Source organism: Colwellia sp. TT2012, assembly GCF_001440345.1.
GTDB lineage: Bacteria > Pseudomonadota > Gammaproteobacteria > Enterobacterales > Alteromonadaceae > Colwellia.
Genome location: NZ_LJYX01000025.1, coordinates 32270 through 57849 on the forward strand (window position 1 = coordinate 32270; position 25580 = coordinate 57849).

Annotated in this window: 18 protein-coding genes; 5 read left to right on the forward strand and 13 right to left on the reverse strand. The window is 38.6% G+C overall.

Annotation, left to right across the window (positions count from 1 at the left end; genetic code table 11):
- Positions 1–60 precede the first annotated feature (60 nt).
- The 9 genes from ASU03_RS17700 to ASU03_RS17740 all read right to left on the reverse strand — a co-directional run bounded on the left by ASU03_RS17700 (position 61) and on the right by ASU03_RS17740 (position 11835).
- Complete coding sequence (locus tag ASU03_RS17700) at positions 61–1251, reverse strand: glycosyltransferase (RefSeq protein ID WP_057833116.1); 1191 nt, start codon at positions 1249–1251, stop codon at positions 61–63.
- Entirely contained in the window at positions 1251–2474 is a 1224-nt protein-coding gene (locus ASU03_RS17705) for a TIGR04063 family PEP-CTERM/XrtA system glycosyltransferase (protein ID WP_057833117.1), read from the reverse strand. Before ASU03_RS17705 ends, ASU03_RS17700 begins: the two co-directional genes overlap by 1 nt.
- 151 nt (positions 2475–2625) lie before the next feature.
- A complete protein-coding gene (locus ASU03_RS17710; protein WP_057833118.1) occupies positions 2626–4548 on the reverse strand; it encodes an XrtA/PEP-CTERM system amidotransferase in 1923 nt (640 codons plus the stop codon).
- A 4-nt stretch (positions 4549–4552) separates the two neighbouring features.
- Positions 4553–5680, reverse strand: coding sequence for a TIGR03088 family PEP-CTERM/XrtA system glycosyltransferase (locus ASU03_RS17715; protein WP_197411274.1), 1128 nt, complete (start codon positions 5678–5680; stop codon positions 4553–4555).
- Positions 5670–7178 carry an exosortase A gene (gene xrtA / locus ASU03_RS17720; RefSeq protein WP_057833120.1) on the reverse strand — a complete coding sequence of 503 codons (1509 nt, stop codon included), beginning with the start codon at positions 7176–7178 and terminating at the stop codon, positions 5670–5672. The genes ASU03_RS17715 and xrtA overlap by 11 nt, the downstream gene beginning before the upstream one ends.
- A complete protein-coding gene (locus tag ASU03_RS17725) occupies positions 7178–8452 on the reverse strand; it encodes a TIGR03087 family PEP-CTERM/XrtA system glycosyltransferase (RefSeq protein ID WP_057833121.1) in 1275 nt (424 codons plus the stop codon). Before ASU03_RS17725 ends, xrtA begins: the two co-directional genes overlap by 1 nt.
- 5 nt (positions 8453–8457) lie before the next feature.
- Positions 8458–9516: a FemAB family XrtA/PEP-CTERM system-associated protein gene (locus tag ASU03_RS17730; protein ID WP_231731633.1), complete on the reverse strand. Its 1059-nt coding sequence runs from the start codon at positions 9514–9516 to the stop codon at positions 8458–8460.
- Between the two features lie 64 nt (positions 9517–9580).
- Positions 9581–10426 (reverse strand): XrtA system polysaccharide deacetylase, encoded by an 846-nt coding sequence (locus tag ASU03_RS17735; protein ID WP_057833122.1) that lies wholly within the window; start codon positions 10424–10426, stop codon positions 9581–9583.
- A gap of 5 nt (positions 10427–10431) precedes the next feature.
- On the reverse strand, positions 10432–11835 hold the full coding sequence (locus ASU03_RS17740; protein WP_057833123.1) for a TIGR03013 family XrtA/PEP-CTERM system glycosyltransferase: 1404 nt from the start codon (positions 11833–11835) through the stop codon (positions 10432–10434).
- A 198-nt stretch (positions 11836–12033) separates the two neighbouring features.
- Here ASU03_RS17740 and ASU03_RS17745 point away from each other — a divergent pair, with 198 nt between their 5' ends.
- The 5 genes from ASU03_RS17745 to ASU03_RS17765 are packed head-to-tail and all read left to right on the forward strand — an operon-like array spanning position 12034 to position 17828.
- Positions 12034–12669 (forward strand): XrtA/PEP-CTERM system exopolysaccharide export protein, encoded by a 636-nt coding sequence (locus tag ASU03_RS17745; RefSeq protein WP_057833124.1) that lies wholly within the window; start codon positions 12034–12036, stop codon positions 12667–12669.
- Between the two features lie 52 nt (positions 12670–12721).
- Positions 12722–14308 carry an XrtA system polysaccharide chain length determinant gene (locus tag ASU03_RS17750; RefSeq protein ID WP_057833125.1) on the forward strand — a complete coding sequence of 529 codons (1587 nt, stop codon included), beginning with the start codon at positions 12722–12724 and terminating at the stop codon, positions 14306–14308.
- A 2-nt stretch (positions 14309–14310) separates the two neighbouring features.
- Positions 14311–15207 carry an XrtA-associated tyrosine autokinase gene (locus ASU03_RS17755; protein WP_057833126.1) on the forward strand — a complete coding sequence of 299 codons (897 nt, stop codon included), beginning with the start codon at positions 14311–14313 and terminating at the stop codon, positions 15205–15207.
- A complete protein-coding gene (locus ASU03_RS17760; protein WP_057833127.1) occupies positions 15167–16786 on the forward strand; it encodes a TIGR03016 family PEP-CTERM system-associated outer membrane protein in 1620 nt (539 codons plus the stop codon). Before ASU03_RS17755 ends, ASU03_RS17760 begins: the two co-directional genes overlap by 41 nt.
- Before the next feature lies 1 nt (position 16787).
- Positions 16788–17828 carry an XrtA/PEP-CTERM system-associated ATPase gene (locus tag ASU03_RS17765; protein WP_057833128.1) on the forward strand — a complete coding sequence of 347 codons (1041 nt, stop codon included), beginning with the start codon at positions 16788–16790 and terminating at the stop codon, positions 17826–17828.
- Positions 17829–17865: 37 nt separating this feature from the next.
- Here the strand turns inward: ASU03_RS17765 and prsR are convergent, their stop codons facing one another.
- The 4 genes from prsR to ASU03_RS17785 form a co-directional block, all read right to left on the reverse strand.
- Entirely contained in the window at positions 17866–19215 is a 1350-nt protein-coding gene (gene prsR, locus ASU03_RS17770) for a PEP-CTERM-box response regulator transcription factor (protein ID WP_057833129.1), read from the reverse strand.
- A gap of 21 nt (positions 19216–19236) precedes the next feature.
- Positions 19237–21279 (reverse strand): XrtA/PEP-CTERM system histidine kinase PrsK, encoded by a 2043-nt coding sequence (gene prsK, locus ASU03_RS17775; RefSeq protein WP_057833130.1) that lies wholly within the window; start codon positions 21277–21279, stop codon positions 19237–19239.
- A gap of 112 nt (positions 21280–21391) precedes the next feature.
- Positions 21392–24466, reverse strand: coding sequence for an efflux RND transporter permease subunit (locus ASU03_RS17780; RefSeq protein WP_057833131.1), 3075 nt, complete (start codon positions 24464–24466; stop codon positions 21392–21394).
- A gap of 6 nt (positions 24467–24472) precedes the next feature.
- Positions 24473–25543 (reverse strand): efflux RND transporter periplasmic adaptor subunit, encoded by a 1071-nt coding sequence (locus ASU03_RS17785; protein WP_057833132.1) that lies wholly within the window; start codon positions 25541–25543, stop codon positions 24473–24475.
- Positions 25544–25580: the final 37 nt, after the last annotated feature.

Sequence of the window (25580 nt, forward strand, 5' to 3'; positions counted from 1 at the left end):
GCCCAATAACATAAAAAGGCGATAGAAATCAAATTAACTAAAAACAGTATACTATCCATATTAACGCTCTACTCTACAATTATTTGCAATCACTTCTGTTAATAAATTATATTGCTTTAAACTTATTTCTTGCCAGCTAAATTTTTCAGAAAATAACCGAACAGACTGTTGTGGAATGTTTTTAGATAATGCTGAAACTATCGCCGCTGTTATGCTTACAACAGTTCGATCTTTAATGAGCTCACCAGCTTCACTTTGGCTAACTACTTCGGAGCTACCACCAACATTTGTGGCGACTACAGGAGTACCACAGGCTAATGATTCAAGCAGTACATTCGGCATGCCCTCCCTACTTGACGCTAATACCAACAAGTCAGCACAAGCATAATAACCTGGCAGCTCACTTTGCTGGATGTTACCAGTAAAGTGAACCCTTGCTGTTAAACCAAGCTGCTGTACTTGTTGCTGTAACTTAGCTTTCATCACCCCATCACCGACAATCACTAATTTAGCTTTAGGCATAGAGACAAGTGCCTCTATAACAAGATGATGCCCTTTTAGTTCAATCAAATTACCGACACTCAAAATAAGATTTTCATCCCCGTCAATGGAAAAAGGTAGCACAGGTTCCTCAGCATTAGGATGAAAAAAATCTAAGTCCACGCCATTTCTTAACACTATAGGCGCTTTTGCTGCAGGTGCTAATTTAATCATTTCATCAGCGAGGGCTTGTGATACAGCGGCACTGGCTTGTATATCCATTAATGCCTTAACAATACGCTTTTTCGCCGTTTTATTTTTAGGAATAATATTGATATCACTGCCTCGGGCCGTGACCATTACAGGAAGATTTAACTTTTCCCCAATCCAGCTGGCGACGACACCATCAGGGTAAAAATAATGAGAATCTATGACATCAATTGAAAAACCTGTCGCTTGAATTGCACTTATTGCTTTTAAGCAAGTTCGATATAAAAAGTGCGGGGTAATATTCATCCCTATTTTAGGTATTACCCAATATTTGGGGTGAACAATTTCTATATCGGAGCGAGTTTCATGCTGCACTACTTCACTGTACTTTTTATATTCATGAATAGGTAGCCAAGAAGGAAAGTAAGGCACAGGCGCAACTACCTTAACTTTAGCGTCTGGATAACGATTTACTAATTCTTTCACTCTATTTTCAATAAAAATGCCATGTCTGTGCTGAATATTATTAGGGTAAAGTGTCGTTAATAGCAGAATATTCATTACTTAGTATTTTTCATTAGCTTTTGATAAAGTGGCAAGTAGTTACTGACGCTATTACGCCAGTTGCGCACATTTTCAACATAATCACGGCCACTTGCTAAGACACTATTACGCTTAGATTCATCGGTCAATAACTCAGTAATACGCTCGGTAAGCTCGACACTATCACCGGCTTTAAATAAGAAGCCGGTTTCATTGTCACTAATTAGCTCTTTATGACCACCAACATCAGAAGCGAGCACTGGCTTACCTTGCGCCATGGCTTCAAGCGGTTTTAATGGTGTCACTAAATCCGTTAAACGCATGGCTTTACGCGGGTACACCAATAAATCGACCAAACTGTAATATTTCCCTACTTCACTGTGAGGTACACGACCAGTAAATATAACCTTACCTTCTAAACCTAATAACGTGACTTGATGTTTAAGGCTTTGCTCTTGTGGACCGCCACCAACGAGTAATAAACGCGCCTTAGGGTTTTTAACTAGCACAGCTGGCATCGCCGCAATGGCAAGGTCTAAACCTTCATACCCATAAAAGGAACCTAAAAACCCTAATACATCACAATCGGTTAATTGTAAGGCTTCAGCTAACTCAGCATTATTCGCTTTATCTTGTGGTGTAATCACCTTAAATTGTTCAATATCTACCGCATTAGCAATAACAGTAAATTTACTTGCATCGAAACCTCTACCGATAAGATCACCACGTAACCCCTCGCAGATAGTCGTTACTGCATTGACATTTTTAACAACGTGGCTTTCCATTTTTCGGGTTAAACGGTAACGTAAGTCATCTTCTTTACAGGTACCATGATCAACAGCAGCATCTTCCCAGAAAGCACGAATTTCATACACAACGGGTAAACCTGACTTCCTGCCGGCCTTTAAAGCCGCTAAACCATTTAGCGCAGGAGAATGAGCATGAATAACATCTGGATTTTCAATTGCAATGACTTCTAGAATGCGCTCTACCATAGGTGCAATGTAAGCCATTTGGTTTAGCACGGGTAATTTAGACATTAAGCCTGAAATAGGTGCACTGCGATAAAACTTAAGGCCATCAAGCTCTTCTATCTCAGCTTGGTCATTACCATGTTTTGGACTGGTGACATGACATGTTTCAATACCTAAAGCATGTTGCTGCTTTAATATTGAGCGACTTCTAAAGGTATAACCACTATGTAGTGGGATTGAATGGTCAAATACATGTAAGACTTTCATAATTATTGGCTATGTTCCATCGTTTATTTTGTAATCCGCTAATCTTTAGAATAAGTGTTGCTGAGGTGAAAAGAGCGAACTTCATCAGTATACATGCTGGTACTGTGCCCCACGGAAAGGTTTATGCGACTCGCTTGTTTACTCAACAACATTAAGCCAGCTCTGCTTGTTTATAAAACGAGGCAAACATTAATAATGTCCACAACGGAGCACTATATTCTTTGCGACCTGATTGATGATCACTGAGCCACTTCTCAATAGTAGCCATATTAAACAAACCGCTATTACGCATGTCGTCACTTAATAGTGCTTCACGTAATTTTTCTTTTAACGGGCCTCTAAACCAATCAGCCAAAGGTACTCTAAAGCCCATTTTCTTTCGGTAAAGCACATCGTGTGGTAGATGTGGTTCCATCGCTTTTTTAAAAATATATTTACCACAACCATTTTTAAGCTTTAACTCGGTCGGAATTTTTGCCGTCCACTCGACAAATTTATGATCTAAAAAGGGAACTCTAACTTCTAAGCTGTGTGCCATGCTAGCACGATCAACTTTGGTGAGAATATCGCCAACTAAATAAGTTTTAATATCAAGGTATTGGATAAGAGATAAAGGATCATCACCATCAAAGTTTTTTTGATGCTCGCGAAATACTTCTAACGCGGTATAGCCTTTTAATTCTTGATAAAGCTCATCCGAAAACAGTGCTTTACGCTGTGCGTTATTAAGCAATGATACCCCGTGGAAGTATCCTTCAGTGGTATCCATAGCAAGTGATTGAAAGGTTGTTTTAGCACGTAAAAATTGCGGGGCCCAGTCCATTTTAGGGTATAACTTACCCAAAATACCAAACAAAGGTTTGCGAATTGCGTAAGGTAAAAGGGCACGTACTTTTTCTTCGTTCATCATTAAACCATAACGGCGATAACCTGCTAATAATTCATCGGCACCATCGCCTGATAAACACACGGTGACTTGCTCACGCGCCATTTGGCAAACACGATAAGTAGGCATGGCTGAGCTATCCGCATATGGTTCGTCATATAAACCCGCAAGTACATCAACTAATTCAAAATCATCACTGGCAATAATTTTTTCATGGTGATCGGTATTATATCTTTTCGCCACCATGCGAGCAAAGTCAGTTTCGTTATAATCTTTTACATCAAAACCAATAGAACAGGTGGTTACTGGCTTGCTAACAGTGCCATTGTTGCCTGCTTTTTCTTGAGAAAGGTTAGACATCATCGCAACCACTGCGCTAGAGTCAACGCCGCCCGATAAAAAAGAGCCCAGCGGCACATCGGCCATCATATGGCTATCAACAGCGCTTTTAAATTGTTTTGCCATTTCCAGCACATAGTCATCTTCTGACATTTGTATTTGCTGTGCGTAGCTTACATCCCAATATTGTTTGATGGTCGGCTTGCTATCACCAACCTTAATGTTGATGGTATGACCTGGCGGTAATTTGGCAACTTGCTGATAAATAGTATGAGGCTCGGCGGCGTAACCTAGGGCAAAGTATTGCTCAACTGCTTTAGCATCAATTTTTTTACTTAACCCTGGCACTAAAGTAATGCTTTTTAATTCTGAAGCAAAATATAAGCTGTTATCAATAATGGCGTAAAATAACGGTTTAATACCCAAACGATCGCGGGCGATAAACAAGCTCTTTTCGCTTTTATGCCAAATAGCAAAGGTAAACATGCCTTGCAATTTATCAATGCAAGCATCACCCCATTGCATATAGGCATGCAAAATAACTTCGGTATCACTATGGCTATGAAATACATGACCTAGCGTTTCTAATTCAATACGCGTTTCTTTGAAATTATAAACTTCGCCGTTGTATATCAGCACATAATCGCCATCATCACTGGCCATTGGCTGCTGACCTGAGGATAAGTCGATAATAGATAAACGTCTGTGCCCAAAAGCAACATGGTCATCGATATACTCACCACCTTCATCAGGACCTCGGTGAAATTGGGCTTGATTCATTTCTGCTAATAACGGCTGATGTACTGCTTTTTTCGCTGATAAATTTAAAAATCCAGTAATACCACACATCTGCTTATAATCCTTTAACTAGTGCTTGATATTGCGTTAAATACGCTTGCACCATGTTTTTTTCATTAAAATTTCTTAGTACTTTTTCACGAGCATTCTTGCCGTGCTCAATAACTAATTTAGGTTGGTCGATATAAAGCTTTAGTGCATTGGCTAGTGCTTTAGCATTACTTTTTTCTACCAGAAAGCCTTCTACACCATCAGTAACCACTTCAGGAATGCCGCCAACACGTGTTGCTACTATCGGTGTTTTTGCCGACATAGCCTCTAAAATGGTCATCGGAATACCTTCGGCAATACTAGATAAAACAAAAACATCGGTATTCGCTAATATCTGCTCTATGTCATCACGCGCACCTAAAAACACCACGGTATTGAGCTGGTTTTTTTGGCAGAATTTTTCTAATTGGTTTCGCTGAGCACCATCACCAACAATCGCCAGCGCAGGCATATTTTCGGCGCCAATTTCTTTTTGCAAGAATACCAAAGCATTGAGTAGGTTTTGATGATCTTTTACTGGCGTAATACGAGCAACAATAGCAAAGCGAAGTTGATTTTTATGCTCTTGATTATTCGTTTTCGGTAGGTTAAAACGTTCGGTATTAATACCATTTTGTATCAATAACGCTTTTTTAGTAGAGATACCAACAGTATTAATTAACCATGTATGTAATTCTTCACTAACACAAACATAAGACTGAATAAAATAACTCATTAACTTACGCAACAGGTTGTGCTTTTTATTCAAACCTTGCGGATCGCCAATATCACGCCCATGTTCTGCATGGATATGACCTTTAACACCTGCAAGCCATGAAATAGGATGATACTCAATGGTTGGCAAATTGTAGGTATGTAATATTGCTGGCTTAAGTTGCTTTAACAGCTGGTATAATTTCAGATGAATACCTAAATCAGCCCCCTGCTGCTTACCTAAACAGAATACTTCAATGGCGTTATTTTCATCTTGGGCAAAGTTATTAGCATCCGTTAACGAAATAATAATATGCTTAAAATTATCCGCTTGCATTTGATGAATACAATTAAGCATTACCCGCTCTAATCCGCCAATATCAAGTCGATAAATTAAATGGGCAATAATTGGCCTTAGTTCAACAGCACTATTGTTCAAGATTAGACCCATTGAATAACTGTGTTAAAAAAGCTTTAGATAATACTTTTTCAACATGCGTTAAATCACTAATACCCGCAAGTGATACTGCGCGTATTTCACTATAATCCGACTGGCGCGATAAACTATTCCACGCTTGCATTAATTTTGCTTTGTTATTACTGACGGTATAAAAGTCGCCGATTTTATATTGATATAGATAACTGCGCGGTCGACCATTAATATCACGCATATGTACTAACATGGCAGGTTTGCCCGCAAGCATCAGCGTTTTACTGGCAACTTCAGTCCAGCGATCGTGATCATGAGTAACATTTGCCCACGAAATTAACTCACCTTTATTTTGTTTGTTACCATAAACGGCACTGAATTTTTCTATACCGCTATTATCCATCGTTAAACGGCTGTCAAAGGCATGTTCAAAATGAATGCCCCACGATGATTTTTTTATCTGAGTGGTCGCATTAACAGGCTCGCTCAATTGCAGTACGGGAATAGCTTTTAATATCAATAAAGTAAAAAATAATAGGGGAAAAGTTAGCAACGGTAATAAAAGCATTTTGTTTGCTTTTATTACCGTATTCTTTGCTTCATTATTAGCTAACTCATTAAGAGTCGCTTTATCGGTAAGTTCTTCATCAACCAGTATTTTATCGGCAAACAAACCACCAATCCAAAACATTAGCATAATGACGAGGCCAAAAAACAACCAACCATAAATTAAGTGATCGGCACCGGTGGCATATTCCATATCTGAATAATAGGCAATGGCCACAATGCCGTAAGCGCGTATACCGTTAGCGAGAATAGGCAAGAACATGGCAAAGCAGAAAAACAAAACCTGTTTGTATAATTTGTTATAAGTTAAATAACCAAACAAGGTGCCTACCGCCAGTGAAGCAATTAAATAACGTATACCAGAACACGCGACGGCCACTTCAAACATGCCCGTTGGTATTTGAATATATAAGCCATCAACGTAAACCGGTATGCCATTTAATTTCAAGAAAAACACGGTAAACCAAGCAGTAACATCTTGCAGCCATGGAATAAGGTTTTCACCCATAGGCACGGCAAATAACAAATACGCCAGTGGAAATTTATAACGCCACGCCAGTTTATTGCCTATCATCAACCAAAGTAAACAGATCAATGAGCTAACCGCGGAAAGCTGTCCTAAAACATTAATATCGGCAGCATAAGCAAATAACCAAAAAAATAAAGAACCCATTAAAAAAGGTAATGCTAGCCACGTTGGTCTTACTCGGCTTTGTAATAAATAGTCTTTATCACGCCAGACTAACCACAAACTTATGGGTAAAATGAAATAACCGTGGGCAAAAGTATCAGAGGTTGACCATATCGCTTCCATGCCCAGCAAGGCATCAAAATAAACCAGTGCCCATGCAGAAACCAGACACGTCAATAAGGCTAAAAAGCGTTTATTCGTTACTTGCATTGTCTGCATAGAAATAACTTTTTTCGCTGCAATATTCATTAGCTAGTTTCCTTACTGATAACCGTATTAACCGCAGAAAAATATTGCGCTAACGGCTGCAAAGTTTGCTGCCACGTAAAGTGATCAAGTATCCACTGACGACTTTCAACTTCAAGCGCTGATTCTGCTAAAAACGTTAAACATGCTTGCGCATAAGTATTATGGTCATCGGTAATAACAATGCCATCTGCTTGTTGTGCATTAATACCTGCCATTGCCATACTGGTTACCACTATGGGCTTATTTAACGACATGGCTTCTAATACTTTATTTTGAATGCCACGCGCTATTTGTAATGGCGCAACGACGCATTCAGCTTTATCTATAAAAGGTCGAACATCATGCACGCGCCCGGTCACCATAATACCTTTCTGTTTGGCTAAAGCACTGACTTCATTGCTGGGGTTGCCACCAACGATGCAAAAAATAGCATCCGGTTGTTTAGCTATTATTAACGGCCAAACCTTATCTACAAACCATAATACCGCATCGACGTTAGCCCAATAATCCATGGCGCCGGTAAAACTAATAAAGGGCACATCTGGCACTAAACTTTCTTTTGAAAAATCAGCGCTAGGATCAAAGAATTTAACATCAACACCGTTAAGAACGCCGTGTATCTTGGTTTGTTGGGCTTGTGGCTGATTATCACGAAAGAGTTTTGCTTCATCGGCAGAGACAAGCAAGCTATGGGTAAATTGTGCGCAAATTGCATTTTCTTCTCGTGCCAATAATTTATATTCACGATTGAAAAACCACTTGGCGATACCGGATTTTTTCTCCGCATATTGGCGCCATTTATCAGAATCTACGTCAACAAAGTCAATCACTCGCTCTAGTGATTGGTATTCATCCCCTTGAACGTACTGAGCCATAGAGGATGAATAAACAAAGACCTTGCTAATATTATGCTCAGCAAGGATTCGATTGCTCCATTGCTGCATACGTTTATCAAAATAATAAGGTAAGGTGATTGGTTTATTGGTAAAAAAACCCGTTAAACCTTTAATTTTTGCGATGGTTTTGTGCTGATCTAAATGAAAAACTGAAGCGCAATATTTAGCTAAGGTTGCTACATACTGCTTATCAAAAGGGTCATCAATAAAACAGCCAAGATAGATATCATAGTGTTCACTTAACTTTTTCAAAATATTAAATGAACGGATCTTATCGCCTTTATTGGGCGGAAAAGGAATACGGTGACAGAGAAACAATAATGGCTCTTTCTTGCTTGGTTTTTTATTGGCTTGCACTGGCTCACTAGCAATGGTCATGATTATCAACCCAAAAACTTAGATAAAAAGGGACCAATGATTTGGCTAACTTTTAACGGTAGTTTTTGCCAGAGCTGAATAAATATCTTGTATTTTGGATTGTTTGGGCTGAGATTTGGTAATTCAGTCGCATTCACTAAGTGGTAATAGTAATACAGCGACTTGGGCTCCATGCCCCAGTTTTTCTTATATTTGTACGGACCACTGTCATTTTTACTGCGGCCAAAGTCATACCAACGGTAACCTCTTTCGCTGGCATTACACATCACTTGGTAATACATGAAATCAGCACTTTTAAGACCACGAGCACTAGCATTACCACCACCATAATAAGGCAATACTTGTTCATTAAAATAAAAATTCATTACCGCACTAGATAGCTGCTCTTCTTTATTTTTAATAACCGCGATATCAACGTTATCGCCAAACACCTCTACCAAGTTTTCAAAATAAGCTTTACTAAAAATAGGCGTACCAAGATTACGATAACTGGTTGACAGTAGCTGGTAGAAATCAGCTAGATTGGCTTTACCTGACTCAAGCGAAAAGCTGAGTTCATTTTTTAGCGAGTGGCGGATCACCGCCCGTTGTTTTTTCTTAATACTGGCTAGAATTTGTTCCTTGTCTTCGGCTAATTCACAGCCAAAACTACTATGCGCTTGTTTAAGTAACAAGGCTGAATCTTGTTTTTCTTGGTATCTCAGTTCTAAATAATCAACAGAGAGTTTTTCGGCTAACTGACAAGCTTCTTGCTCTAATTTACGCACTTGCTCTGTTGTATCGGCAATAGCGCCACCATACACACAAAAAGGCGTAGAAATAAGCGCATGACCAAATAATTTACTTTTAACTTCAACTAAGGGTAACACACCGGCAATATTACCCTCGTGCTCGATATACAAGAAGTAACAGTCATGATTAAAACTTTTTGAGATAACCTGCTGCCAACCACTTAAATGAAAAAAGCTACCCTGTGAGTGATTTTTAACATAGTGGTCCCACGGTTCAAAGTCAGCTGGTGTTAGCTGCTTAATGGCATTATTAGTAATTAAAATAGTTTTCAAGTGTCCCTTCTCTTTATATTTAGCTTTATGATTAATTCACCATAAAAGCATTATCTCTATTTAACTATTTATCCAAATAAACACTTTTCATGGTGTGCCATTGATAATCATCTAACAAGCGCACTACCTTGGCTTCCATACTGGATAAGTTTAAGTAATGGCGAAGTTTTGATTTAATGGAGGCACCCGCCACACGAGGCTGATCAGGGTCTATTTCCCAAGGGTGAAAATAAAAGCTATAAGGCTGCTGCTCGTTACTTAAGTAGCTATCAATACGTCTTTTTGATAAAAAATAAGGATAAAGGCGAAAATAACCGCCGCCACCTATACCGGTATTACGATTGTTTTTGCGTACCGTCGGCACAGGAATTTCTATAATCCCTTCCGGTCGTTGATATTTGAAGCGCGGCCAATTAGGTACACCATATAAATCATGCTCAATAGGATAGGTACTCGAGCTATAGTCAAAACCAAGCTCAACCAATATTTCATAAACCCAGGTATTACTATCGTTAAAGGAGAAACTTGGTGCGCGATAACCAATAACAGCTTGCCCTGAAATATCTTCAAGCACCTGTTTACTTTTACTGACATCAGCGCGAAAGTCATCGGGGGTCATTCTCGTCGCCCGTTGGTGAGCAAAGCCGTGACTAGCTAACTCGTGCCCTTGCTCAACAATGGCTTTAATTAAATTAGGACAACGCTCAGCCACCCAACCTAAAGTAAAAAAAGTACACTTGGCTTGTTTTTGCTCAAATAGCTCTAATAAGCGATAGGTATTGCGCTCAACTCGCATCTCCAAGTTTTGCCAATCAGACTTAGCAATAGCTTTTTCAAATGCTGAGACATGAAAGTAATCTTCTACATCTACCGTTAACGCTTGTTTATCTGGTATTTTACTTTTTTGCATACTAATTAACGACCTTTACCAAACAAGACAATTTCAACGGTTCTAATTAATATCAACAAATCCAATAAGAAACTACGGTGTTTGATGTAATACAGATCGTATTTTAACTTTTCCAGTGAATCCGCTTCTGTTGCGCCATAAGGATATTTCAATTGCGCCCATCCCGTTAAGCCCGGCTTAACATTATGACGTTCGTTATAATAAGGCAGATTTTTAATTAATCCTTGCACAAATTGTGGACGTTCAGGTCTTGGTCCAACAAAACCCATATCACCATGAAGTATATTCCATATTTGTGGCAGTTCATCAATACGGTACTTACGCAAATATTGGCCCACCTTGGTAATACGGCTATCATTTTCACTGGCCATTTGTGCGCCGTGCTTTTCAGCATCTAAGCGCATACTGCGAAACTTGATAATATTAAAGGGTTCGCCGTCTAGACCAACCCGCTCTTGCTTATAAAATATCGGTGCACTAAAACCTTCGGTGATCTTCATACATAGCACAGCAATAAGCATAATAGGCCAAGTAATTAGCAATAAAAACACTGCCATTACCGCATTAAAAATCCAATCTAAGGTATTACGCAAGTGATTATTAGAGGCAAAACCGTTGGAATAAATGACCCAGCTTGGGTAAATAAGATTTACGGCTATTTGGCCGGTTTCACGTTCGATAAAATCTAATATGTCGGTTATTTCAACACCACGAATTTTACAAGCAAATAGTTCATCTACCGGTAAGTTATTACGACGTTCATCATTGGCAACAACAATTTCGTCAATTTCATGGGCTAAAGAGTAGTCAACCAAGGATTCCTCTAAATTGATACGTGTTTCGTATTGAATTCCGTCTGGTGTGTCTCCCACCATGACGACAAAACCATGGACAGAAAAGTCTTGCCTATCAACATCACGGCGCATACGTTTTTCAATGATTGATGCTCGTTCACCTGAACCCAACACTAAAATTTTACGTTTTCCAAAGCCAAAAAAATCAACCTTAAAGGTAAAATAACGGAAACAGCTAATAAGAAAAACACTGATCAATGAGGCGATAGCCAATAATTCAATCGGTAGGTGATAAGGCCCATAAAAAGGGTTAATAATGGTGGCAGCAAAAAAGGCCACCGAAACACACATTAACATGCGACGGAAAATGCCTCGAAAGCTTTCCCTCAGTTTTGAGTTATATAAACCTAAAGCTAAAGCGCTTAATTGATTAAGTAAAGCAAAGATAACAGCATAGAGCAATAAGAAACCATCGGGAATCAACTGAGATTCAATGACTTTAAATAGCTCATTAAAGTGCACCGCTAATAACAAAGCACCGGCAAATAATATTTGCTCTATAATAATTAAAGACTTACTTCCTGCTGATAAGTCACGAAACTTCGCACTAGACATAACCGACTAGATTCCCTTTAATTGATAACTGCTAAACTGCAAGTACCTTCCGATAAAACAGCGTTAATTCTAACAAAAAACGCACTAAAGTTAACATTTAATTTACCTTTGTTACTTTACATTGTTAAAATAAGGTAAAATACCCTACAATAGATCATTGTTTTTTTAAATAAAATGTATTTTAAAAAGGTGTAAATTATGGATAATCACTTTGTCAGCAAGTTTAAAGTGGTATTGCTGGTAGTAGCAACACTTCTTTCAGGCTGTAGCTCAAACAGTACCCTACCAAGTGCAACCTTACACTCATCAAATACTATTAATATAAATTCATATAAATATTTAATCGGCTCTGGTGATGTACTCAATATTTTTGTTTGGCGAAACCCTGAGGTATCAGGCTCTTTTGTCGTGCGACCCGACGGTATGATCACCACTTCCTTGGTAGAGGATATCAAGGTTGCAGGTAAAACCCCAACCGAATTAGCCCGTTCAATTGAAGAAATATTAGCAACTTATCTGCGTGACCCTATTGTTACTGTTACGGTAGAAAATTTTGTTGGCCCTTTTAGTGAGCAAATTCGTGTTATTGGTGAAGCCGCTCAACCACGAGCAATTAATTACACTCAGCACATGACTTTACTAGATGTTATGATTCAAGTTGGTGGCTTAACTGAGTTTGCCGATGGCAATGATGCGGTGTTAATACGTATTGAAAATGGTCAACAAAAACAGTATCAAGTCCTGATAGATAAATTACTGAAAGATGGCAAAATTAGTGCCAATGTAGATATGTTACCCGGGGATATTATCATTATTCCTGAGGCATGGTTTTAAGACTGTCATCACTAATAACATCTAAAATGAGCGTAAAAATTAAAGGCAAGTAATGCAAGAAATATTTGAAGAGATAATTGATTATCTAAAGGGAATTTGGTTAAAACGTCGTTATATCATCATAGCAACTTGGCTTATTTGTCCGCTGGGTTGGTATTTTGTTGCCTCTTTACCCAATATTTATAAATCAGAAGCAAGGGTTTATGTTGATACGCAATCATTATTGCGGCCATTACTAAAAGGATTAACCGTTGAAACTAATCCGAACATTCAAATTCGCCTTATGATTAAAACACTATTAAGTCGCCCGAATTTAGAACGTATATCACGTATGACTGACCTGGATATACAAGCCAGTAATAGTGAAGAGTATGAACAAATCATTAAATCACTAAAAAACAACATCAAAATATCTAGGGTTGGTCGAGAAAATATTTACACCCTAAGCATTGAAGATAAAAACCCCGAAATGGCCAGAAATATTGTTCGCTCTGCCTTAACTGTTTTTATTGAAAATACCTTGGGAGAAACACGCAACGATTCAGATAGTGCACAAAGATTTTTAAGTACTCAAATTAAAGATTATGAAAATCGATTAGGTAATTCTGAAGCTAGACTGACTAGCTTTAAACAAAAATATAGTGGTATTTTACCTAATCAGTCGGGCGGCTATTACATAAAGTTGAACAACAGTAGAGATAAGTTAAAATACATTGAACTAGATATTTTGGAAAATATAACGCGATTAGCATCCGCTAATAAACAACTTGCACAGTCGATCGTTACTAATTCCAGCAGTAATAATAAAATCAAAAGTGATAGCTCTATTCAAACCACTTACGATAACCGTATTACTGAGCTCGAAGTGCATCTCGATACCTTAAAACTTCGTTATACCGACAGACATCCAGATGTCATTGAAGTGAGCCGAAATTTAGCGCACTTAAATAAGTTACGCCGTACTGAAATAGACAAGTATTTCACGCAAAATAGTGAAAATAGCGGCAGCTTAAAACGCTTAAGTGCTAATCCGGTTATTCAAGAATTACAAATTCAAGTCAATCAGTTGGAAAACTTGATTGCCTCACTCAATGTCAGGGCTGATCATTACCGCCAGCGTATTATTGAACTTGAAAGTAGTATACATACTATACCTGAAATAGAGGCTGAATTAGTCGCCCTAAACCGTGGTTACTCTATTACCAAAGAAAAGTACGAACAGTTATTATCACGTAAAGAAACCGCACAATTAGCACAACAAGCAGATGAAACAACAGATAGAATTCAATTTCGAACCTTAGATCCACCGCGTATAGCAACCAAGCCTTCTGGGCCAAAACGCTATGTTTTATTTGCTGTTGTCACTTTCCTAGGTTTTGGTGTTGGTATTGGTTTATCTTTATTAATGAGCCTATTAAACCCAGTAGCTACCTCCACAGTGCAATTATCAAAAGCCACGGGAGTGCCTATTTTTGGTATGGTCTCGGCCAATGACAACTTAGGTTTACAAAAATGGCATCAAAAGAAAACCATGATTTTTATTGGTTCGAACCTGTTATTACTCTCTTTATTAGTACTATTTATTAGTTATTTTTTATTTCCTGAACTAGTCCCAACGCCATTGAAAAGGATATTTTAGCCATGAGTACCATTGAAAAAGCCCTGGCTAAACAAAAATTAGCGCAACAAGTAAAATCTGTTCAAACCTCTGAGTATAAAGTTATTACTGCGGCAACTACTGCAGAGACAACTAATACCTCAGTAGCTGGAGCACCCGAGCACAACAGCACTACAAATAAAGATAAAATTATTTTAAATGGTGATCGATTAAATGAGCGAGGCTTTATTTATAGCCCAGATAGCACTCATCATATTCAAGAAGAATTTCGCCATATTAAACGCAAACTGATCAACAATGCCTTTGGCTTAGCATCAAAAACATTACATAATAGTAACCTGATTATGGTGACCAGCTCTCATGCTAATGAAGGTAAAACCTATGTCGCCATTAACTTAGCATTAAGTATCGCCTTAGAGCAGGATAAAACAGTACTGCTAATTGATGCCGATGTACTTAGGCCTAGTTTGCATAGAGAATTAGAGTTTGATAGCAAAAAGGGCTTACTCGAATATTTATTAGCGGAAGTGACATCGATTTCCGATATTATTTATAGTACAAATATTGAAAACTTAAAACTAATTCCTGCCGGTAAACCACACCACTTAACCAATGAATTATTGGCCAGTGAACGGATGGAAAAATTAGCGAAAGAGCTAGCAGAACGTTACCCAGACCGTATCGTTATCTTTGACTGCCCACCAATACTCGGTGTTACCGAAACGCCAGTATTATCGGATCTTGTCGGCCAAGCGATCATAGTGGTAGAAGAGTCAAAAACTAAAATAGATGATGTTAAAGCAGCAGTAAGTCAGTTAAATAGTGATATTGCTATAGGCTTAGTCATGAATAAAACCATTCGATCTAAAAAGGATATCTATGGCTATTATGGATATGGCTATGGCAGAAAAACCCAGTAAGAATCTGTCATTAGTACATTGCTTAGGTATAGTTTGCTTATTTTTATCTGCCAGCTCATTAGCGGGTGAGTGGCGTTTTGAGCCGAGTTTAGGGCTAACCGAAACCCACACTAATAATATTGAACTGAATCAATTAGATAAAAAATCGAGTCTAGTGAGCCAGTTCATTATTGGTGCTGATATTCATTTTAGTTCCAGAAAATTACAATTCTCATTTGCCGGCACTGAAACACTAGCAGCCTATAGCCATGATAGTGGACTTAATAATGATTACCAAACGCTGGTTGCTAATACCTCATATTCACTGTGGCAAGATAATTTAACCGCCATTGCTAGCGCTTCAATAAGCAATGTCAGTAAAAATGATACCGCCAATAGTTTAGCCGACCTAATTACTGCCGATACGATTCAGCAACGATACCTGTCAGCCGGCTTACAATATAACAGTGCCAACAGTGATTACTCGCTATTTTCCTCACTTATTTCTAGCGCAGTGGATACTGAAGATGGTATCGGTGAAAGTCATGGTTACACGGTACTAATTAATAGTAAAAGTGGTAATGCTGCCCGCACTATTTTTTGGCAAGTCGACGGTTCATTTGCGAACCGGGCAAGTGGTGGATTCAGTGGTATGGAGGGTGGTTTCACCAGTGAGAATTATCAATTCGAAGCCAAGATTGGCGTCATTTCGCCATATAAACTTAACCCTTTTGTGCGCTTCTATAATGAAAGAGTGACCGGCACTTTAGCGGGCCGTAACCCTGAGGAAATTCCGTCTTGGGGGCCGGGTTTGCGCTATCAGGTTGCTAAGCACTTTATCATCGATTTATCTTATAACTATGTAGATGATAATAGCCAAGCCAGTGATGACTATGTTGCTGCTGATATAGATTGGCAACTATCTGCACGTACCTCACTTAAGGCTAGTTATTCAAAGCGTTTTTTTGGTAATTCTTATGAGTTAGACTTTTCACATCGTACTAAACGGTTAACTAACACACTGTCTTACCATGAAACCATTGACGCTTTTGACCGTAGTAATTTCCAAGAAGTAAACAGTGATGTTTGGTGTCCCAATAATAGCTTTAATGTTAGTGATTGCTTACCTTTTGGCCAAATACCTGATGATACTAGTGACTTTCAAAGTGTCCCCGTTAGTTCGCTTGAACTAGTAGAGGATAATGAGTTCACTTTAAACAAGCGTCTAGCATGGCAATCTCAGTTAGCGCTAGCACGTACTACTTTTACCTTCGATCTATCTAACCGCGAACGCAAAAGTTTAAGTAACGGCATTATAGATAACTACCTTGAGGCACGTTTTAGCGTTACTCGTCGTATGACGACTAGAAGCGATGTTACGGTTTATGTGAATTACAGTAAAAATGTTTTTGACAAGTATAGACCTGATGGCCCTCGACAAGAAGATATGTATAAAACATTCTCAGCAACCTACAATAGAGGCTTAGCTTCATCACTCAAGGCCTTTTTTACGTTACAATACCTTGATAGACAATCAAATTTTAAGCGTTACACTTACACTGAAGCCCGAGCTTCCATTAATTTAACAAAAGATTTTTAACATGTATGAAAATTACTATGGCTTTAGTGAGCGACCTTTTCAGTTAAGCCCAGATCCCCGGTTTTACTTTGCCACCAAACATCATCAACGTGCTTTATCTTATTTGCAATACGGCTTAGATCAAGGTGAAGGCTTTATTGTTATTACCGGTCCAATTGGCACAGGTAAAACAACCATAGCTAGGAATTTATTAGCCAACATTGCTGATGAAAATATAGTCGCGGCTCAATTAGTTACCACAAATTTATCTCCCGATGAATTACTTGAGCTTGTGGCAGCTGAGTTTAACATTACTGTATCAGGCAGTAGTAAAGCAGATGTGCTACAAAGTATTGAACGGTTTTTAATTAACTTACATAAACAAGGCAAACGTGCCTTATTATTAGTGGATGAAGCTCAGAATCTACCACCAGAAACCGTAGAAGAATTACGAATGCTCTCTAACTTTCAGCTTGATAATAAGCCACTTATTCAAAGTTTCTTATTAGGTCAAGAAGAGTTAAAAACCATTATTTCTGCACCTGATATGGAACAATTTAGGCAACGTATTATTGCCTCAGCACATCTAAAGCCCCTTAATGAGCAAGAAGTTAAAGATTATATTAATCACAGGTTAGCCCAGGCAAATTACAATAAAGAGGACTTGTTTAGCGATGATGCTTTTCAACTGATTTTTAAAAAAACGCTTGGCGTACCACGAAAAATAAATATATTTGTTGATCGCTTGTTACTATTTGGTTTCCTAGAAGAACTTACTAACATAAATTGTAAAGTCATTAATGAAGTTGCTCTGGAAATGTCTGAAGAGCTAACGGGTTCACTTAGTGGCACCGAGTTTGACGGCGATAAGAAAGCTCAACCCTTAGTGATAAACTCAACTAAAAATGTTGAGAATATAAAGAATGTTTTACGAGAAGTGGAAGAAATATTAGAAGGTTCGATTCAACAAAAAGTTAAAATGACCCGCTATATTGATAAGCTTTTAAAGCAAAAAAGTAGAGAGTTAGCTGAACTACAAAGTAATAGCACCGAGGATAAATAATTATCCGTGCTATTACTTATCCTCAAATATTAACCACTTAAATATTAATGGCAATTTTATACTTTTCTATTAATGAATAAAGCGTCGGTCTGGTGATACCCAATAATTCCGACGTTTTTGACATATTTCCTTCCGTCAAGGCATAGGCTTTTTGAATCGCAATAGTTTCGGCTTGTTCACGCACCGCGCGTAAATTTAACGACAACTCATACTCGGCATTTTCCTTATCAAAAAAGCCTAAATCAAAAGCACTAATTTGACTACCGGTACACATAATTACCGACGATTTGACTTTATTTTGTAATTCTCGAATATTACCCGGCCACTTATGGTGTCTTAAACCATATAGCGCATCATCGGCAAACGATTTGACATTGCGCTTATACTCACCAGCGTATTGCTGTAAAAAGAAGTTAGCTAAAATAAGTACATCTTCATCTCGATCACGCAATGGTGGAATATTAAGGGTTATTTCAGTAATACGGTAAAAAAGATCTTCTCGGAATGTTTTCTGCGCGACCATACTTTCTAGATCTTGGTTGGTGGCACAAATAATACGAACATCAACCGCTATCTCTTTACGGCCACCTAAGCGTTCTATTACTTTTTCTTGTAAAAAGCGTAATAATTTGGCTTGTAAGTGATAAGGCATATCACCTATTTCATCTAAAAATAGTGTCCCACCTTGAGCACATTCTATTTTTCCCAACGTGGTTTTGTGAGCCCCGGTAAAAGCACCTTTTTCAAAACCAAACAATTCACTTTCTAATAAATTTTCCGGGATAGAAGCACAATTAATGGCAATAAAAGGTTTATCACTACGCTCACTCACTTTATGAATAGCTTTGGCAGTAACTTCTTTACCAGTACCACTTTCACCGAGTAATAACGTGGTGATTTGAGTAGGTGCAATACGTTGCACCATAAGGCGTAGTCTATCAATACTTTCACTACTACCAATAATACCTGTGTCACAACCCACCACAGACTTCATATTGCGGTTATCTTTTTCTATCTTTGCTAAACTAAAAGCGCGAGAAACAATGACATTAATAACATCGGCATCAACGGGCTTTTGGTAAAAATCATAAGCGCCCATTTCTATGGCTTTTAAGGCATTACTTCGATCATCATTACCGGTTATAACAATAACCTTGGTATGAGGGGCAAGCTCCAGTATTTGTTTTAACGTGGCTAAGCCTTCGCTCGCATTAGTGGCATCTGGCGGTAAACCTAAATCTAAGGTGACTACATTAGGCTCATGTCGTCTCACTGCGGCAATAGCACTCTCTCGGGTATCCGCTAAGACCACGTCGTAATCAGCTAAGCTCCATTTCAATTGTTTTTGTATACCGAGATCATCATCAACAATCAGTAACTTTTCCATCACAATGCTATTTCCTTTATATTATTTTTTAATATTTATACTTTTACCGGGTATAATTATTTTAAAATGACTGCCTTCATTTACCTGGCTGGTTACCTGCATGGTGCCATCTACGCTCTCAATGAATTGTTTTGCTTCATAAACACCAATACCCATACCCGCATTACCTTTTGTAGTATCAAAGGCTTTAAATAGGCGATTAGCGATGAAATCTACTGACATTCCGCAGCCGTTATCAATAATTTCGATATGCAGCTCATTGTTTATCATCTCAGCAATTATCTTAACCCAGCCATTATCGTTTGTCGCTTCTTGTGCATTTTGTAGAAGATGATTTAGCACGGCAGAAAATGTCTCTTCATCAATACAAATCCTACTAGCAAGTGCTAACTGTACACTAATATTCGGCTTGTCTACGTTACGCTGTTTAACTACCGCCATGATTAACGCCTGCACATCAGTATTTTTTTTGCTTGACTCAACCAGTTGTTTATTGCGCAATTGTGTCAGTACTTTATCAAGCCGCCCAGTTGCCGAAGTCACAGTTTCAAAGACATCATCAATAAAATCTGGATTATCTCTATGGCGTTTCGCATTACTACTAATAAGCGCCAATTGCGCTTGAATATTTTTCAAGTCATGCACTAAAAAAGCAGACATGCGATTAAAAGCGTCAAACTGCTTAGACTCAGCTAAACTCTCATTCGCTTCATTAAGGGACAAATAGTTACTGAGTTGCCTAGAGATAGAAAAAAGTAAGTCCCTGTCCTCCCAGTTTAATAAGCCTTGCTCTGGCGGCATAGCCAATAAGAAAAAACCATACACAGATTTTTTCATAAAAATGGGAATAATAATATCTATGTGTTTTTGTCGACAGGCTTGCGCATCTAACGATAAATTAGGATAACTGTTCTCAACAACAGCGAGTTCTCGGACATCAATAATCCAACCATGTTGTTGGCAAAATTCATCAACTGTGGCTAAACAACGTAAGTCATCGGCTTCAAGACGATAATTTTGTTGGTAAAGGCACTGATAATTGCCACTAGAGACTTTTTTAACTAATGCCCCTTGCTGGATATTTAAAGATGAACAAATAATATGAGTCGCGGTATGATAGTAATCATCACTTGCGCCAATTTCGAGCTGCTCTATCGATTTAAGCCACTCAATGCGATAATCATATTTATTGGCAAAAAAGTGTTTAGTGATAAAGACCTTAACTTCTCGACGTAATCTTTCGGTCATTAATAGTGCCGCTAAAACACTACCGCCTAAAAGAATAAAAGCGATACTAATTACATCCCCCCAGGTACCACCAAAAAAATTAATCGCATAGCCGGCTATGGCTAATAACAATAAGTAGACACCTGAAATTAATAACATAGAGCTATAAAAAACCATTTCACGAGAGACAAAAACATCAACTGACCAATCTTTTATCCGCCGAGTGCTGACCAAGATTAATGGCATACCTATAGCCGCAATAAAACCACGGGCATACCAGTAAGAAAAGTCTAATTGGTTAACCATGGCCGCCTGAGCAAAAAGCACAAAATCAAATACGGTTGCCATACCTAGGGCGATGATCAATGACCATACCGCCCACTTTACTTTAACATCAGCATTTCTATATAACTGTTCAAGTAACACCAAAAGCCACAAATTAAGCAATAAAAACAAAGAGAATAACAGCTTCACGCTACCCGGAATAAAGAGTACGGCGCCCCAGCACAGTACCGATAAACCAGCCCAAACTTGTAGATACTGCCTAACTTTGGGGTGACTAATAAAGGCTTTTACCGAGGTAATATTGGCTTGGGTGCAAATAATTAGCAGCGACCAGGCAGCTAACTTTAAAGTCTCGATGGCGAGAACAATAAGCAAGGTAAAACCTTGCTTAGTTTGTAAGGCAGCGCTAAGGCTAGAGGCAAAAACTAAAATGGCCGCTAACAAGACTAAAGCACCGGCAAGGGTTTTATTTCGTGCCGCTAACAGTAATAAAATAAAAACTGCATAAGCACAAGCGGCTAAAAAATAACCTGAGCTACCAATAACTTCCATTTATAGTTATCCTGAAAACGTACAACTAGACGTGATTACATATTGAAAAGAATTGACACCATTATATATTAATTCATTATTTTGTCTTGGTTTTATTAAAGAATATAATGGTTTAGCTAGGGCTTTTTAGACTTGCCTTAGGGGTAAATAACTCAGTTAAAATAGGCACCAATAAGAAACTAGAAATAGCGGAAATACATAAACCAGAAATTAACACCACGCCAAGTGGTTGCCATAAACCACCACCAAATAAGGTTAATGGAATTAGCCCCCCTATGGTTGTTAACGTGGTTAGTAATATGGGGGTAAAGCGAACTGCACTGGCCTTTAATATTGCCGAGTGCAGCTCTAAACCAGCTCGTAAATTAGCATTGGTGCTATCAATCAAAATAATGGCATTATTTACCACAATACCAAATAAACTGATCAGGCCGACAAAAGCCATCATAGAAAAAGATAAACCAGTTAAATATAAACCTATAATAGAGCCAGCCATGGCAAACGGTATTGAACTAAAAATTATCATCGGCTGTAAAATAGATTTAAACTGTAAAACTAATACCGCAAATATCCCCATCGCAGTAATTAGCATTATTTGAGTTAAACCGGCAAACGTTTTTTGCCGTGATTCTTCTTCACCACCTAAGGTAAAATACATGCCCTTAGGTAAGTCATACTGCTCAAGATAAGCCACTAATTCTTTAGTGATGTCACCCACTGAATAACCGGTTTCAACATCGGCAGATACTTTGGCCATGCGTAATTTTTGATAATGAAAAAAGTCACTGCCGCCTTTTTTTAACTCCATGGTCGCTAGTTGTGCCAGCGGAATAGCCACACCTTGGTTATTACTCACCTCAATTGCCGATAAACTATCAAGACTAGGGTTATTTCGACGCACCATAATAGGATAGTCTTCACCGTTAGTATCATTAAACTGACCAATGTTAGTGCCAGATAATATGGTACTAATGGTCTTATCTAATCGTTCAATACTAACACCACTAAGGGAAGCTTGCTGATAATCAATAGTAAGCACTAACTCAGTATTTGCCATACCGATAGGATTATCAATATTTACCACACCTGATAATTGTCGCATTTTCGCGGCTAAATCATTAGCAACTTGCTCTAAATCAGTTAAGGATTCACTTAACAGCCGAATGGCAATAACCTGATCGGTCACGGGTCCTTGAGTAAACTCTTTAACGCTTATGTCAGCCTGTGGCCAGTGATTAAAATCATCTCGTAGATTTTTTACCAAAGCGGTTACTTCATCCGCTTGATAGGACTTTAATACTAACAAGGCTTGACCAAAGCGAATCATGCCACGTTTAGGCACTTCATTATAATAAATACGTGGGTTGGCATTACCTATATTCAGTGCTACTTTATCAACTAAAGTATATTGCTTAACATGCTGGCGTACTTGCTGAAGAATTTTGTCGGTATAGGCGAGTGATGAGTTAGCCGGTGTGGTGACATTAATCAATAACATCGGTTTTTCCGCTTTAGGAAATAAGCTAACACCTACTTGCCCAAACAAAGATAACATAGCAACAAGTGCCACCAAGCTAACCATGATAACGGCTATTTTATGCCGCATAAGTACCTTTAAAATATCGGTATAATTTTTTTCGGCAAATTGATTAGCATAATGCTGTAAAGTCTGTATTTTCAACGCTTTCGGATTATTGTTTGGTGTAATAACAACGAGTAACTTACTGGCTAACAGAGGCGTTAAGGTTAATGCCACTAATAACGAGGCAAGTAGTACTAACACCACAGTTACTGGCATTGAGCGAATAAAATCCCCAGTATTACTTTGGATCATCAGCATAGGTAAAAAAGCCAACATGGTAGTAATTGTGCCACTGGCTATGGCCCAAGCGACTTTACTGGTGCCATCTGCTGCCGCTTGTTTTATGTCTTTACCAAGTTTCTTTTCTCTATGAATACTCTCGGTTACCACAATAGCGTTATCGACCAACAAACCTAAAGCTATGATTAAACCGACGATAGACATTTGCTGTAAACCATAACCACTAAAATCCAACCAACCAATGGCCATCAAAAATGAAATGGGGATAGCAATTATCACCACTAAAGCTTCGCGAAAACCTAAAAACAGCAAGGCCATCAAACCTACAATCACCAGCCCTTGCGTCAAGTTATCAAAAAAACCATTCACACGCACCTTAACACTATCGGCTTGTTGAAATATTTTTTCCAATTTTAGGCCACTAGGTAAGTTCTGCTTAAACAGCTCAAGCTCTTGATTTATTTGCTCCGTTAAAACAAATATATTGGTTTTTTCTCGTTGTTCTACCGTAATAAATATCGCCGGTATATCATCAAAATAAGCTAAATAGCTCGGCTCTGCGCTAGCAAAACTAACCTGAGCAATATCTTTCACCTTTAATATGCCATTAGCCTTGGCTATATTGCTGCTACTAATAATAGTATCTTCAATATCAACTAGTTGGCTAAAGTTACCACTGGCTTTGACATTAAAGCGCCGAGTACCCGCATCAACAAAACCTGGGGTGATATTCATTGCTCGCCCCTGAAGGATTTGATTAATATCCGTCAGTGCTAAGCCATAGTGTTTCAATAACGCCAAATCAATATCTATGGCGACAATTTGCCGAGGATATCCCCATATACTTGCCTTGCGCACACTGGCTATGGTTTCGAGTCGTTTTTCTAGTAACTTGGCCTGTAATTCCATGATTTTGTAGTCTGTCGGCTCTGACCACAAAGCCAACTGCATTATGGCGACACTGCTCGGCGTTGCTTTTAAGACTAGCAACTCGGCAATGCCGGTAGGTAAGCTAGGTCTTACGGTTGCTACTGCCTGTTTTACTTTATTAAATGCGGCTTCCGCATCGGTGCCATAAAGAAAATCAATGGTAATTCTAACCGCACCATTGTGTATTTTTGCTTCAATTTTTTTAATGTTTTCAATATCGGCAATTTCTTGTTCAAGGGGATCAACCACTAACGTTTCAATATCACTGGGCGAGGCGCCAGGATAAACTACCTCAATTAAGGTTACCGGTAAGTCAAACTGTGGGTCTTCTGAGCGAGGCATATTAAAATAGGACAGCACACCAACCAAAACTAATAATAAAAAAACAGTTAGGGTGAATTGGGCATTATCTATGGCTAATCGAGGAAGTTTCATCTGCTATTAGCCTTTATGAGCTGCATCTAACGGCGGCTCTTTAGCCAAAACGAGCTGCTGCCAGCCTAGCGTGACTATGGTTAAGGGTAGGGCGCTTTGTTTAGCTGATAAATAGATATATGTATTTGAGAGCTGCTTAATCACAAACGCCTGTTGCTGGTAATGTTCAGTTTCAGTCGAATGGCTGACGAGCACCATAATTAAGGCTCGACCTTGGCTATCAACACTATTAAGCGCCTCAATAGGCAAGCGATAAGCCAAGCTATCAGTAGTAATGTCTGTTGTTATCCGGGCCAACTGGCCAACAACCACTTGATTAGAACTTATATTTTCTAAAAATATCTCAATGGTAAATAAATGACTTTGTTGATCGGCAATCGCTGGGATTTTACTGACAGTGCCAGATATAGCAGAAAATTCAGTTAAATTTACCGAAATTTTTTGCCGCAATTTAACTAATTTCACTTCTGCTGCCGTTAACGCGACACGCACCACTAAGTTATTTTCGGTGGCTGCTAATTGCAATGCACTTTGATTAGGGCTCTGCAACTCACCCAATTCGGTAAAGCGCTTTACTAGTACACCATCAAAAGGCGCGCGTAATTGCGCTTTACTAAGATTATATGAAGCCACTTTATAACTGGCACGCGTCGTTAACAACAAGGTTTTAGCATCATCAAGAGCTTGTTGTGAGCTTAATTTTTTACTGAGCAGGGTTTTAATACGCTTAACAGCTCGCTTTGCTTGTAATAAACGCGCATAACTGGCATTTTTTTCCGCTATTAGCTCAGTTGAGTCAAGTTGGGCAAGCAATTGCCCTTTAGTAAACTTTTCGCCTTCATCAATGTTAAGCTGGCTCAGGTAGCCACTGCTTTTAAATGACAACGTTAAAGTACGCTTAAAAGCTAACTTACCGGTACGGTTAATCTGTTTAACAATCAGCTCAGCCTTAAGGGTTTTCGTTGCAAGCGTTTGTCCATAAACGGGTGTAATTAACAACGTAGCGACGACAAAAAAACTGAATAGTAAAATGGCGGCTATTTGTGCTGAAAGTAACCGGTAAAGACGTGGTTTCATTTTGAGAATACAACCGAAAATTTAATAGGGTATTCAT